Genomic DNA, 12608 nt, shown 5'->3' on the forward strand with positions numbered 1-12608 from the left:
CCGGTGGATCAGTCAGTCCAGCCGCCGTTCGATCGGCAGCCGGGTCCTGGTGAACAGGCCTGCCCCGAGCATCGCCACCACCGGCACCAGCACCAGGACCCCGAGCGTGGGCCACGGCACCAGAAAGGGGTACGGGTCGGGCACCGGCCAGTCGCCGGCGTACTGCCGGTTCACCGACACCAGCACGATCGCGGCGGTGCCGAGGCCGGCGACGATGCCGAGCACCGAACCGAGTCCGGCGATGACGCCGGCCTGGCAGATCGCCAGCAGTCGACGTACCGCCGGGGCCGCGCCGACGGCCGCGAGGGTGGTCAGCTCGGCGCGCCCCTCGGCGGCGGCGAGCGCGGTGGCGATCCCGGCGGCCCCCACAGTGATCAGCCCGGCCGCCGCCGCGAGCAGCAGCAGCAGCGGTGAGATGTCGCGCGGCGCGCCGCCGTACTCCACGGTCAGCGAGAACGTCCCGAAGGAACGCAGCGCGGCGGCGAACCGTGCCTGCTGTTCCTCGTCCGGAGGGGTCGTGGTGCCGACCACCCAGCCGGTCGGGGACCAGCCCAGGTCGAGTTGTCGGGCCGCGGAGGTGGACAACAGCAGGCGGGCGGAGCCCGCCGCCTCGGGCAGCGCGTACCCCGGCAGGTCGCGGACGATGGCCGGAGCGTCCGGTGTGGCTTCGGCGTTGAAGACGCGGACGGTCACCAGGCCGTCGTGCAGGTAGCGCGGGTCGGTCACCACCACCCCACCGGAGCGCAGCACCGCCGTGGCGGCGGCGGTGGTCGCCGGATCCGCGCCGGTGAGAAGTGGCAGCGCGAAGCCGTCGTCCACGCCGGGCTGGACGTAGCCGCCGTAGTAGTCCGCCTCGCGGATCTGGCAGCGTGGGTCGGCCCGCGCCTGCTGGCGGTGCGCGGCGGGCAGACGGTCACCGGGCTGCCACGGACAGGCCTGGCTCGACGGGAGGACGGGCGCCACGTCGCAGTATCGGGCGCCCGTCGGGTCGCAGTTGGGCGCGTACACGGTGGCGACCGCGTCGACCCCCAACTGCTCCCGGGCCGCGTCGGCGACCTGCGCCAGGGTGGGCTGGCCGTCCGGCCGGTTCGCGTACACCAGCATGTGACCGGTCGGCAGCGCCGGCCGGTAGGCGCGCGAGTCGCGGGCGCCGTCGCTGGCCAGGTAACCGCCGAGCGCGACGCTGCTGGCGACGGCGGCCATCACGGCGCAGATGGCCGGTGCCGCGGCGGCCCGGTTGCGGCTGGCGTCGCGCAGCGCGATCCGTGGTGCCAGCGGCAGCACCCGGCCGAGGCGGGCCAGTACGCCGAGCAGCGTGGGAGCGCAGCAGACCAGCCCCAACTCACCGAGGATCAGCCCGGTGAGGATCACCGCCGGGGAGGTCCGGGTGGCGCCGAACGCCGCCAGGCCCGCGCCACCGGCCACCAGTGTCAGCCCGAGCGCCAACCACGAGCCCTGGGACTTCGCCGGGGTGCGTCGCCCGGCGAGCCCGGCGCTGACGTCCTGCCGGGCGGCGGTCCAGGCCGGTGCCAGCGCGGCGAGCACCCCGGCCAGCACCGCGACCCCGGCGAGGAGCGCCAGCGCTGTCGGCCAGCAGCGGTAGCCGCCGAAGCGGGCGCTGAAGACGTACTGCTCCATCAGCGGGCGACCGGCGAACGCCGCGCCGACGCCGACCACCAGGCCGACGGCGGCCCCCAGCACGCCCAGCACCACACCGTCGGCCAGGACGATTCGGCGGAGCTGGGCCGCGTCCCCACCGGCCACCGCCACCAGCGCCAGATCCCGCCGCCGACGGCGGACGCCGACGGCGAAGGCCGGCCCGACCAGCAGGATGACCTCCAGCAGCCCGAGGCCGGCGATGAGGACCCCGGTGCTCAGATCGTTGGCGCTGCTCTGCCGGATCGACCCGAGCCACGTCCGGTCCGTCGCGGTCGGTGAGTCGACCAGGTGCCGGGCGGTGACCACCACCCCCCGGTCGTTGAGTCGGGACACCAGCTCGTCGTCCACTGTGCCCGGCAGGTCGGCCAGCCAGACGCTGTCCGTCTCCGGGCCGGTTGCCGGCACGGCTCCCGGGTGCAGCGCCACCACCGGCCCGAGGTCGTCGGGGAACTCGACCACCCCCACCACCGTGTACGCCCTGCTCCCGTCGGCGGTCGCCACGGCATGGCCGAGACGCAGGTCGAAGTGGCGCAGCGTCACCGGACTGACAGCCACCTCACCGGGCTGTTGCGGCGCCCGGCCGGCCCGGAACCGCACCAGCCCGCGGGCCAACGGGTCGGTGAGGTCCAGCACCCGACCGTTCACCACCTCGTCGCGGTGCGGGCCGCGCAGGGTCAGCGGGACGCGCGGACGCACCTCGGTCACCCGGCTGCCCGGTCCCAGCAGCGCGGTCATCTGGGCCGCCGTCACCTTCGACGGGGGTCTGCCGTCGGTGGTGTACCAGCCCTCACCCCACTCGTCCTGCCCCACCGGGGCGTCGGCGATCCACTGCAGTTGGGCGTCGGCCACCCCGAGCCGGCGGTCGACGCGTTCCCGTGGGGTCAGCTCGGCCATGTCGTAGCTCGCCGCCAGGAAGGCCAGCGCCGCCACCGGCATGGCGATCATCGCGAGCACCAGGATGGTCCGCCGCCGGGACCGACGTGACTCCCGCCGGGCGATCCGTAGCGCCGCCCGCCAGGAGCCGGTCAGCTCGGCGAAGCGCCGCCGGCCGACCGGGGCGGGCGGCGCGGCCGGCCGCGCGGTAGCGGTGTCGGCCCGTCCGGGGACCCGTGCCGGACGGCGGACGGTCACCGTTCGCTGCCGGACAGCAGCTGTTCGACACTGCCCAACGGTGCCGTCGTGTCGACCAGGACGCCGTCGCGGAGGAACACCACCCGGTCGGCCCAGCCGGCGTGCCGCGCCTCGTGGGTGACCAGCACGCCGGCGGCACCCGCGTCGATCCGGCGGCGCAGCAGGTGCAGCACCGCCTCACCGGTCTCGGAATCCAACGCCCCGGTGGGTTCGTCGGCGAGCACCAGCCGGCGTTCGCCCACCAGCGCGCGGGCGATCGCCACCCGCTGCTGCTGCCCGCCGGAGAGCTGGTCCGGGAACCGGTCACCCAACGCGGGCAGGCCCACCTCGGTGAGCGCGGCCATGGCCAGGGCGCGGGCCCGCCGTCCGCTGGCCCCGTCGAGTTCCAACGGGAGCGCCACGTTCTCCACCGCGCTCAGACTGCCCAGCAGGTTGAGCTGCTGGAAGATGTAGCCGATCCGGCGGCGGCGCAGCTGGGCCAGCCCGCGGCGGTCCAGCGCCCCCAGCGGTTGCCCCTCGACCCGGACCTCGCCGCCGGTCGGGCGGTCCAACCCGCCGGCGAGCGCCAGCAGGGTCGATTTTCCGGAGCCGGACGGCCCCATCACGGCGACCAGTTCGCCGGGCCGGACGACCAGGCTGACGCCGCGCAGCGCGTGCACCGCCGCCGGCCCGGTGCCGTGGGTGCGGTGGACGGCGCGGAGCTCCAGCACCGCGTCGTCCGCCCCGCTCACCGTCCTGCCCCGCTCACCGTCGTGCCTCCTCGCCGGCCCATCGAGCAGCGTCCCGCGCGTCGGCGTCCCCAGGCGGGGGAGTGGGAGGCGCCGGGCCGCTGGGCTGGTGCCGGACCAGACTGGTCTCGCAGTGGTCCAGCCAGCGCACCTCGGCCTCGGCCTGAAAGACCATCGAGTCCAGTACGAGGCGCCAGGGGAGGTCCTCCGGCCGGTTGCTGCCGTACTTCAACCGGGTCAACTCCTGCAGGGCCCGCATCGTCGCGCTGCGCTGGGCCTGCACCACCGAACGGACGTCGACCCCGGGCGTGGTCAGCGCCAACGCCAGCTTGATCGCCAGCTCGTCGCGGGGGCGGTCGGTGCGGCTGATCGGGGTGGCGAACCACAGCGCCAGGTCCGCCCGGCCGGCGTCGGTGATCTCGTACGGGCGCTGCCCGGCCTCGCTCTCCGGCAACGGGCGCACCAGACCGTCCCGCTCCAGCCGGGACAGCGTGGTGTAGACCTGCCCGATGTTCAGCGGCCAGGTCGAGCCGGTCGACTCCTCGAACGCGGCGCGCAGCTGGTAGCCGTACATCTGGCCGCGTTCGAGCAGGGCGAGCAACCCGTGACGGATGGACATGGCAACGGAGTATGCATACCTGGTATGCGTACTGCAACCGGAGCAGACCGGTTCAGGTCGGTCGTCCGGGAAACGGGACAGTCAGCGGGGTCGTCCCGGCGGTCTTCCGCCACCGGGTGGCCCGCACGGCGTACTCGACCAGGGCGGCCAACGCCTGGTCCCGGTCGGCGCCGGTGGTGGACGCCAGGGCGGCCCGCCAGTGCGCGGCGGTGCGCTCCTCCACCTCGGCGGCGAGCCGCAGGGCGCTGGCCCGGTCGGTGACGGGGAACGGCAGCGCGTAACCGGCGCGGTCCGGCGGGACGACGCCACCGGCCGTGGTGAGCTGCACCACCAGCGCGTCGCGTCGGCGGCGGTGCGCCGCCTCCGCCTGGCGTGCCGCGTCCCGCGCCGCTCCGCCGAGCCGGACGCCGATCCGTCCGTAGGCGTAGATGGCCGCGTACTCGGCGGACAGCGCGGAGGCGAGCGCCTCCCCGGCGGACGGCTGCCTCACTTCAGTGCCTCCTGGTGGGTGGCCCGGGCGGCGACGATCGACCCGAGCAGTGCGGCCCGTTCCGCCTGCGCCGCGGCGCAGGCCGCGGTGGCGGACTGCTGGGCGGTCTTCTCCAGCGCCCGCAGGGCGGCCCGCGCGCCGTTCGGGTCGGCCGCCGGGGCGGTGCTCGGGGCGGCGGCCGCCGACGGCAGCGTCACGCCGATCACCCGGGCCAGCTCGGTGGCGTGCGCGGTGTGCGTCTCGGCGATCGGGTTGAGCCGGTCGGCCAGCTCGGGATGCGCTGTCGCGCTCGCCCGGTACGCGGCGGCCAGCGCGAGTGACTCGTCCACCATCGGCCGCAGCGGGTCGGGCGGTGGCGTCGGCTCATCGTCACGGTCGAAAAGATCACAGCCGGTCAGCGGCGTCACGGTGCCACCGAGCACCAGCAGTACCCCGGCGCTCAGGAGCTTTCGCCGGGAATGTCCGGATGTTTGGTCGCGCTGTGTCGTTCTGCCGATCCCCACCGGCCAAGTCAACACCATGCGTGCCCGTCCGGGGGTCACCGGCGTCGGTGCGCCGCCCGGTCCGCCGCCGGGCAGGCGCGTTACGCTCTGCGCAACCACCGGCGTGTCCACTCCGGTGGCGTGCCGGCATGGCGGGACTTCCGGTCCCCGTCGACCAGGGAGAGGTGCGGAGATGACGCAGCGTGGCCGTGCCACCAGGCCGACGGGTCGACCCCGCGACGCCGCGGGCCCCCGTGGCGGTGACCTCGCCGCGCGGCGGACCCGACTGCGGGCCGTGATCGAACCGGTGGTCAACGACGCCGGCTACGACCTGGAGGACCTGTCGGTCTCCCGGGCCGGCCGCCGCCACGTGGTGCGGGTGCTGGTGGACACCGACGGCGGGATCGACCTGGACGCCATCGCGGACGTCTCCCGCGCGGTCTCGGCCGCGCTGGACGCCGCCGAGGAGACCGGTGGCGACATCGTCTCCGGTGAGTACCAGCTGGAAGTCAGCTCGCCCGGCGTGGACCGGCCGCTCACCCTGCCCCGGCACTGGCGGCGCAACGTGGGCCGACTGGTCAAGGTCACCGTCCGGGGCGCGGCCACGCTGCCCGGCCAGCGTGGCGAACAGCCCGCCGGTGACCGTCAGCTGACCGGCCGGGTGGTCGCTGCCGACGACGAGGGCGTGCACCTGGAGACCGACGACGGCCGCGCCGCCTGGTCGTACGCCCAGCTGGGCCCCGGCCGCGTGCAGGTCGAGTTCACCCGGCTCGCCGAGCTCGGTGAGCCGGACGACGAGTTCGACGACGCGGACGATTCCGACGAGATCGACGATTCAGACGACATCGACGACGAAGATGATGTGGAGGACGAGGAGAGGTGAACATCGACCTCGCGGCGCTGCGCGCACTCGAGCGCGAGCGGGAGATCCCGTTCGACACGATTCTCGCGGCGATCGAGACCGCGTTGCTGACCGCCTACCGGCACACCGACGGGGCCGAACCGCACGCCCGGGTGGAGATCGACCGCAAGTCGGGCGCCGCCCTGGTGTACGCGCAGGAGATGGACTCCGACGGCAGCCTGGTGCGCGAGTGGGACGACACTCCGCACGACTTCGGCCGGATCGCCGCCATGACCGCCAAGCAGGTGATCCTCCAGCGGTTGCGGGAGGCCACCGACGAGGTGCACTTCGGTGAGTACGTGGGCCGCGAGGGTGACCTGGTCACCGGCGTGGTCCAGGCGCACGAGACGCGTACCGAGAAGGGCATCGTCAGCGTCGACCTGGGCAAGCTGGAGGGCGTGCTGCCGCAGTCCGAGCAGGTGCCCGGCGAGCGGTACGCGCACGGCGAGCGGGTCCGCTGCGTCGTGGTGCACGTCGCCAAGGGCATGCGCGGGCCGCAGATCACCCTGTCCCGGTCGCACCCGGCGCTGGTGAAGAAGCTGTTCGCCCTGGAGGTCCCGGAGATCGCCGACGGCACCGTGGAGATCGGCGCGATCGCCCGGGAGGCGGGCCATCGCACGAAGATCGCCGTCCGCTCCACCACCCCTGGCGTGAACGCCAAGGGCGCCTGTATCGGCCCGATGGGTCAGCGGGTGCGGGCCGTGATGAGTGAGCTGCACGGCGAGAAGATCGACATTATCGACTGGTCGGACGACCCGGCCACCTTCGTCGGCAACGCCCTGTCCCCGGCCAAGGCGTTGCGGGTCGAGGTGGTCGACCTGGCCGGTCGGGCCGCCCGGGTGACTGTTCCCGACTTCCAGCTCTCGCTCGCGATCGGCCGGGAGGGGCAGAATGCCCGACTCGCGGCCCGATTGACCGGTTGGCGGATCGACATCCGCTCCGATGCGGAGCAGGCCCCGCCCGCCGCGCGTGGGGTAACTGATCACGTGCGGGAGCCGGGCGGCGCGATCTCGGGTAGCTAGGGGTAGACTTCCTCCAGTGGTACGACGCGCGCAGCCGGAGCGCACCTGTGTGGGTTGCCGGCAACGTGCGCCGGCCAGCGAATTGCTGCGGATCGTCGCGGTCAGGGACGAGGCTGGTCACAGCCTCCGGCCTGATCCGCTCCGCAGGCTGCCGGGTCGGGGAGCGAACATGCACCCGGATCCGGCCTGCTTCGCGCTGGCGGTGCGGCGCCGCGCCTTCGGGCGTGCGCTGCGCAGCACCGAGGTCCTTGACCACGGTGTGCTGGCAGAGCACGTCGATGCGCCAACCACTACGTCCGGTCAGCCCGACCGGGCGAGGGTCGCTAGCAGGGTAGGACGACCGACATGAGCACACGATGAAGTCCCTGAAATGACCAGGCTTCAAGTGCACGAGTGAGGTCGCTGCGGGTGCTGCCCGCACGACCTCGGAGTGAGGAGTGCAGTGGCAGGCAAGGCCCGCGTACACGAGCTTGCAAAAGAGCTCGGGGTCGAGAGTAAGACCGTTCTCGCCAAGTTGAAGGAAATGGGCGAGTTCGTGAAGTCCGCGTCCAGCACCGTCGAGGCGCCCGTCGCCCGGCGGCTGCGTAACGCATTCGTCGCGTCCGCCGGTGCTCCGGCACCGGCCGCCCCGTCGGCGCCCGCGTCGACGCCGGCTTCAGCCCCGACCCCGACGCCAACCCCGACCCCGGGCGCGCCCCGGGTCTCGGCCAAGCCGATGCCGCCTCGGCGGCCGGCCGCGCCGGCACCCGGTCCGAAGCCCAAGGGTCCGGTGCCCGGTGCGCCGCAGTCGGCGACCCCGGTCGCCAAGCCGGCGAGTGCCCACGACATCGAGGTGGCGGCCGCGGAGGCGCGTGCCGCCGCGCTGAAGGCTGAGCAGGAGGCCGCGGTCAAGGCCGCGCAGGCCGCCCGCCAGCAACAGCGGGAGAACCCGGTTCGCCGGGAGCCCCCGGCAGACGGTGGCAGCGGTAACCGTCCCGGCCCTCGGCCGGGTCCCGCGGCGATGCCGCCCCGTCCCGGTTCGCCGGCAGCTCGTCCGAGCGCGCCGGCCCCCGGTCCGGGTGCCCGGCCGGGCGGTCGCCCGCCGGCGCGCGGCGCCGGTAACAACCCGTTCGGCATCCAGGGTGGCCAGCAGCAGCGGCCCCCGGCCGCCGGTGCGGGTGGCCCTCGGCCCAACAGCCCGGCGGGCATGCCGCCGCGGCCGAGCCCGAACTCCATGCCGCCGCGGCCCAGCCCGGCGTCCATGCCGAGCCAGCGTCCGGCTGCCGGTCGTCCCGGTCCCGGTGGGGCTGGTCGTCCCGGCGGCGGCGCAGGCCGTCCCGGTGGCGGTGGCGGCGGTTTCCGTGGCGGTCCCGGCGGTGGCGCCGGTGGCGGTGGCGGTTACCGCGGCGGCCCTGGTGGCGGCGGCGGTGCCGGCGGTGGCGGTGGCTACCGTGGCGGTCCCGGTGGCGGTGGCGGTGCTCCCGGTGGCGGTTTCCGTCCGGGTGCTCCGGCCGGTGGCGGCGGTCGTCCGGGTGCCGGTGGTCGTGGCCGTGGCGGCGGCGCCGCGGGTGCCTTCGGGCGTCCGGGTGGCCGGCCGACGCGCGGTCGCAAGTCCAAGAAGCAGCGCAGACAGGAGTTCGACAACCTGTCGGCTCCGACCATGAGCTCGGGTGCTCCCCGGGGTCAGGGTCAGGTCGTCCGGCTCTCCCGTGGCGCCTCGCTGTCGGACTTCGCTGACAAGATCAACGCCAACCCGGGTTCGCTGGTCCAGGAGATGTTCAACCTGGGCGAGATGGTCACCGCGACCCAGTCCTGTTCTGACGACACCCTGCAGCTGCTGGGTGAGCACCTGGGCTTCGACATCCAGATCGTCAGCCCGGAGGACGAGGACCGCGAGCTGCTCGCGCAGTTCAACATCGACCTCGACGCGGAGGTGGCCGAGGAGCGTCTGGTCAGCCGTGCGCCGGTGGTGACCGTCATGGGTCACGTCGACCACGGTAAGACCAAGCTGCTCGACGCCATCCGCAAGGCGAACGTCGTGGCCGGTGAGGCGGGTGGCATCACCCAGCACATCGGTGCGTACCAGGTGCACGTTCCGCACGATGGTGTGGACCGTGCGGTGACCTTCATCGACACCCCGGGTCACGAGGCGTTCACCGCCATGCGTGCCCGTGGTGCCCAGGTGACGGACATCGTGATCCTGGTCGTCGCGGCCGACGACGGCGTGATGCCGCAGACCATCGAGGCGTTGAACCACGCCAAGGCGGCCGACGTGCCGATCGTGGTCGCGGTCAACAAGGTCGACAAGCCGGAGGCCAACCCGGACAAGGTCCGCCAGCAGCTGACCGAGTACGGACTGGTCGCCGAGGAGTACGGCGGCGAGACCATGTTCGTCAACGTGGCCGCCAAGCCCGGCATCGGCATCGAGGAGCTGCTCGAGGCCGTCCTGCTGACCGCCGACGCGTCGCTGGAGCTGACCGCTCCGATCGACGGGCCGGCGCAGGGTGTGGCCATCGAGGCGCACCTGGACAAGGGCCGCGGTGCGGTGGCGACGGTGCTGGTGCAGAAGGGCACCCTGCGGGCGGGCGACTCGATCGTCGCCGGTGGGGCGCACGGCCGGGTCCGGGCCATGCTCGACGAGAACGGCAACCAGCTCTCCGAGGCTGGGCCGGCGCGTCCGGTCATGGTGCTGGGTCTGACCGCGCCGCCCGGTGCGGGTGACACGTTCCTCGCCGCGGCGGACGACCGCACGGTGCGGCAGATCGCCGAGCAGCGACAGGCACGGCGGCGGGCGGCGGCATTCGCCAACTCCCGTGGTCGGGCCACCCTCGAGACGCTCATGGAGCAGCTCAAGGAGGGCGAGAAGACCTCGCTCAACCTCATCCTCAAGGGCGATGTCTCCGGTTCGGTGGAGGCCCTGGAGGACGCGCTGTTCAACCTCGACATCCCCGAGGAGGTCCAGCTCAAGGTCCTCGACCGGGGCGTCGGCGCGATCACCGAGAGCAACGTCATGCTCGCGAGCGCCTCGTCCGAGCCGGTCACGATCATCGGCTTCAACGTGCGGGCCTCGAACAAGGTCCGTGAGATGGCCGACCGCGAGGGCGTGGAGATCCGGTACTACACCGTCATCTACCAGGCCATCGAGGAGATCGAGGCAGCGCTCAAGGGCCTGCTCAAGCCGGAGTACGAGGAGGCCGAGCTGGGCACCGCGGAGATCCGCGACGTCTTCCGCTCGTCCAAGATCGGCAACATCTCCGGTTGCATCGTCCGGTCGGGCGTCATCCGGCGCAACGCGAAGGCTCGACTGCTTCGGGACGGGACGGTCGTGGCGGACAACCTCACGATCACCTCGCTCAAGCGGTTCAAGGACGACGCCACCGAGGTCCGCGAGGGCTTCGAGTGCGGTCTGACCCTGGGTGGTTACAACAACGTCCAGGTCGGCGACGTCATCGAGACCTTCGAGATGCGGGAGAAGGTTCGCGCCTGATCCGGCAGTGACACGCTGATCAAGGGGTTTACGCCGACCGGCGTAAACCCCTTGATCATGCGGGGCGGGTTGGCGGTATCGTCCGGGGCGATGTTCACCGGAACCGCGGTCTTCGACCTGCTGCTGCCGGGCGACTCCAGGTCGCTCAAAGCCAAGAGATCATATGTACGGCCGATCGTGGCGGCGCTGCGCCGCTTCGAGGTGTCGGCCGCCGAGGTGGGCGCGTTGGACCTGCATGGTCGAGCGCAGCTCGCGGTGGCCGTGGTGGCCGCCGAGACGGCGCACGTCCGTGAGGTGCTGGACTCCTGTGAGCGCCTGGTGGCCGCGCGCCCCGAGGTCGAGTTGCTGTCGGTCCGTCGCCGGCTCTACGGCGTGGACGACGACTGACCAGGGTGCCGGCTGTGCCGGGCGACCGGCGCGGCCGCGAAGGTAGTGTTCGAGATGTTGGCCGGTCGGCCGGCGGCCTCCGGGCCGCCGGGTCGACCGGGAGCAGGACGCCGTGGAGGTGGCGAGATGTCTGATCCGGCCAAGGTACGCCGGCACGCGGAACGGGTGCGTGAGCTGGTCGCGTCGGTGGTGCGGAGCCAGATCAAGGACCCGCGGCTCGGGATGATCACCATCACCGACGCCCGGATTACCGCTGACCTGCGCGACGCGACGGTCTTCTACACCGTGCTCGGTGACTCGGTGGCCCAGGCGGACACCGCCGCGGCGCTGGAGAGCGCCAAGGGGATGCTGCGCAGCACTGTCGGCAAGGCGCTCGGGCTGCGTCACTCGCCGACCCTCACCTTCGTCCTCGACGACGTGCAGGACCAGGTCAAGCACATCGACGACCTGCTCGCCGCGGCTCGCAACGCCGATGCCGAGGTGCAGCGGCTCGCCGCCCAGGCGAAGTACGCGGGCGAAGCCCAGCCGTACCGGGTGGACGACGACACGGACGAGGCCGACGAGACGGACGAAGCCGACGAGGCCACCGACGTCAAGGATTCCCCGCGGGGTGGGGAAACGCGGTGACCAGCACCGCCGACGCTCCGCTCGCCGGGGCAGCCGGGCTCGGCCCCGCCGAGGCGGACTGGGCCGCGGCCGAGGCGTTGCTGCGGGCTCTCCCGCCGACCGGCCGTACGCTGCTGATCTGCCACGTCAACCCGGACGGCGACGCGCTGGGCAGCATGCTCGGCTTCGGTCTGGGCCTGCGCCAGTTCGGCGTACGCGACGTGCAGGCCACCTTCCCCGGGCCGCCGGAGGTGCCGGAGCCGTTCCGTGGGCTGCCCGGTCTGGATCTGCTGGTCCCGGCGGACGCCGCCGACCCGGCGCCCGATCTGGTGATCTGCTTCGACGCGGCGGGCGTGTCGCGCCTCGGCGACCTGGCCGGGCGGTTGTCGACGGCGGGTGCGGCGCTGGTGCTCGACCACCACGCCTCGAACCCCGGTTTCGGCACGGTCAACCTGGTCGATCCGAGTGCGGCGGCCACGTCGGTCGTGGTCGAACAGCTGCTGGCCCGGCTCGGGGTGGTGGTCGACCCGGCCATCGCCGAGTGCCTCTACACGGCGCTGACCACCGACACCGGCTCGTTCCGGTTCGAGGCGACCACGCCGGCGGTGCATCAGATGGCTGCCCGGTTGCTGGCGACCGGCATCTCGCCCGGTGACATCTCCCGGCGGGTCTTCGACACCCGGCCCTTCGGCGCGGTCCGCCTCTTCGGCGAGGTGCTCGGTCGGGCCCGGCTGGAGCCGGCCGCCGCTGCCGGCCGAGGGCTGGTCTGGACCTTCGCCACGCTGGACGACCTGGCCCGGCACGACCAGCGGCCGTACGTGCTGGAGGCGTTGATCGACTCGGTGCGGTGCACCGCCGAGGCGGATGTGAGCTGCGTGGTGAAGCAGACCCGGCCCGCCGAGTGGGCGGTGTCGATGCGCAGCAAGGGCGCGGTGGACGTCAGTCGGGTCGCGGTCGCCCTGGGCGGTGGTGGGCACACGTTCGCGGCCGGGTTCACCGGTCGGGGCAGTGTCGAGCAGGTGGTCGAGTCGATCCGTGGTCAGCTGGAGGCGGCGCTGATCGACTGAGGCGCAAATTCGACCTTCGTCGATCGGTTCCGGAAGATCAGGGTCAGCTC

At 73.2% G+C, this 12608-nt stretch carries 12 protein-coding genes; 7 read left to right on the forward strand and 5 right to left on the reverse strand.

Going from position 1 to position 12608, the window contains the following annotated elements; genetic code table 11:
- Positions 1-12: 12 nt before the first annotated feature.
- The 5 genes from QCZ28_RS13495 to QCZ28_RS13515 are packed head-to-tail and all read right to left on the reverse strand — an operon-like array spanning position 13 to position 5148.
- On the reverse strand, positions 13-2790 hold the full coding sequence (locus tag QCZ28_RS13495) for an FtsX-like permease family protein (RefSeq protein ID WP_279516971.1): 2778 nt from the start codon (positions 2788-2790) through the stop codon (positions 13-15).
- The gene (locus tag QCZ28_RS13500; protein WP_279517043.1) at positions 2787-3500 is read right to left on the reverse strand and encodes an ABC transporter ATP-binding protein; all 714 of its coding nucleotides are present in this window, start codon (positions 3498-3500) and stop codon (positions 2787-2789) included. Before QCZ28_RS13500 ends, QCZ28_RS13495 begins: the two co-directional genes overlap by 4 nt.
- A gap of 34 nt (positions 3501-3534) precedes the next feature.
- Entirely contained in the window at positions 3535-4137 is a 603-nt protein-coding gene (locus QCZ28_RS13505) for a PadR family transcriptional regulator (RefSeq protein ID WP_279516972.1), read from the reverse strand.
- A 52-nt stretch (positions 4138-4189) separates the two neighbouring features.
- Positions 4190-4627: a ferritin-like domain-containing protein gene (locus QCZ28_RS13510; RefSeq protein ID WP_279516973.1), complete on the reverse strand. Its 438-nt coding sequence runs from the start codon at positions 4625-4627 to the stop codon at positions 4190-4192.
- Positions 4624-5148 (reverse strand): hypothetical protein, encoded by a 525-nt coding sequence (locus tag QCZ28_RS13515; RefSeq protein ID WP_279516974.1) that lies wholly within the window; start codon positions 5146-5148, stop codon positions 4624-4626. Before QCZ28_RS13515 ends, QCZ28_RS13510 begins: the two co-directional genes overlap by 4 nt.
- Before the next feature lie 154 nt (positions 5149-5302).
- On the opposite strand from QCZ28_RS13515, the gene rimP reads away from it, so the two are divergent.
- From rimP to QCZ28_RS13550, 7 genes are all read left to right on the forward strand, one after another.
- A complete protein-coding gene (gene rimP, locus QCZ28_RS13520; RefSeq protein ID WP_279516975.1) occupies positions 5303-5992 on the forward strand; it encodes a ribosome maturation factor RimP in 690 nt (229 codons plus the stop codon).
- On the forward strand, positions 5989-7032 hold the full coding sequence (gene nusA, locus QCZ28_RS13525) for a transcription termination factor NusA (RefSeq protein ID WP_279516976.1): 1044 nt from the start codon (positions 5989-5991) through the stop codon (positions 7030-7032). The genes rimP and nusA overlap by 4 nt, the downstream gene beginning before the upstream one ends.
- Before the next feature lie 16 nt (positions 7033-7048).
- Positions 7049-7381 carry a YlxR family protein gene (locus QCZ28_RS13530; protein ID WP_081884157.1) on the forward strand — a complete coding sequence of 111 codons (333 nt, stop codon included), beginning with the start codon at positions 7049-7051 and terminating at the stop codon, positions 7379-7381.
- A gap of 93 nt (positions 7382-7474) precedes the next feature.
- On the forward strand, positions 7475-10498 hold the full coding sequence (gene infB, locus QCZ28_RS13535; protein WP_279516977.1) for a translation initiation factor IF-2: 3024 nt from the start codon (positions 7475-7477) through the stop codon (positions 10496-10498).
- 90 nt (positions 10499-10588) lie between these two features.
- Positions 10589-10885 carry a DUF503 domain-containing protein gene (locus QCZ28_RS13540; protein ID WP_124771432.1) on the forward strand — a complete coding sequence of 99 codons (297 nt, stop codon included), beginning with the start codon at positions 10589-10591 and terminating at the stop codon, positions 10883-10885.
- A gap of 126 nt (positions 10886-11011) precedes the next feature.
- Positions 11012-11512: a 30S ribosome-binding factor RbfA gene (gene rbfA, locus QCZ28_RS13545; protein WP_279516978.1), complete on the forward strand. Its 501-nt coding sequence runs from the start codon at positions 11012-11014 to the stop codon at positions 11510-11512.
- Positions 11509-12558, forward strand: coding sequence for a bifunctional oligoribonuclease/PAP phosphatase NrnA (locus QCZ28_RS13550; RefSeq protein WP_279516979.1), 1050 nt, complete (start codon positions 11509-11511; stop codon positions 12556-12558). Before rbfA ends, QCZ28_RS13550 begins: the two co-directional genes overlap by 4 nt.
- Positions 12559-12608: the final 50 nt, after the last annotated feature.

Origin of the sequence: Micromonospora sp. DH14, assembly GCF_029809455.1 — a bacterium.
Lineage (GTDB): Bacteria > Actinomycetota > Actinomycetes > Mycobacteriales > Micromonosporaceae > Micromonospora > Micromonospora parva.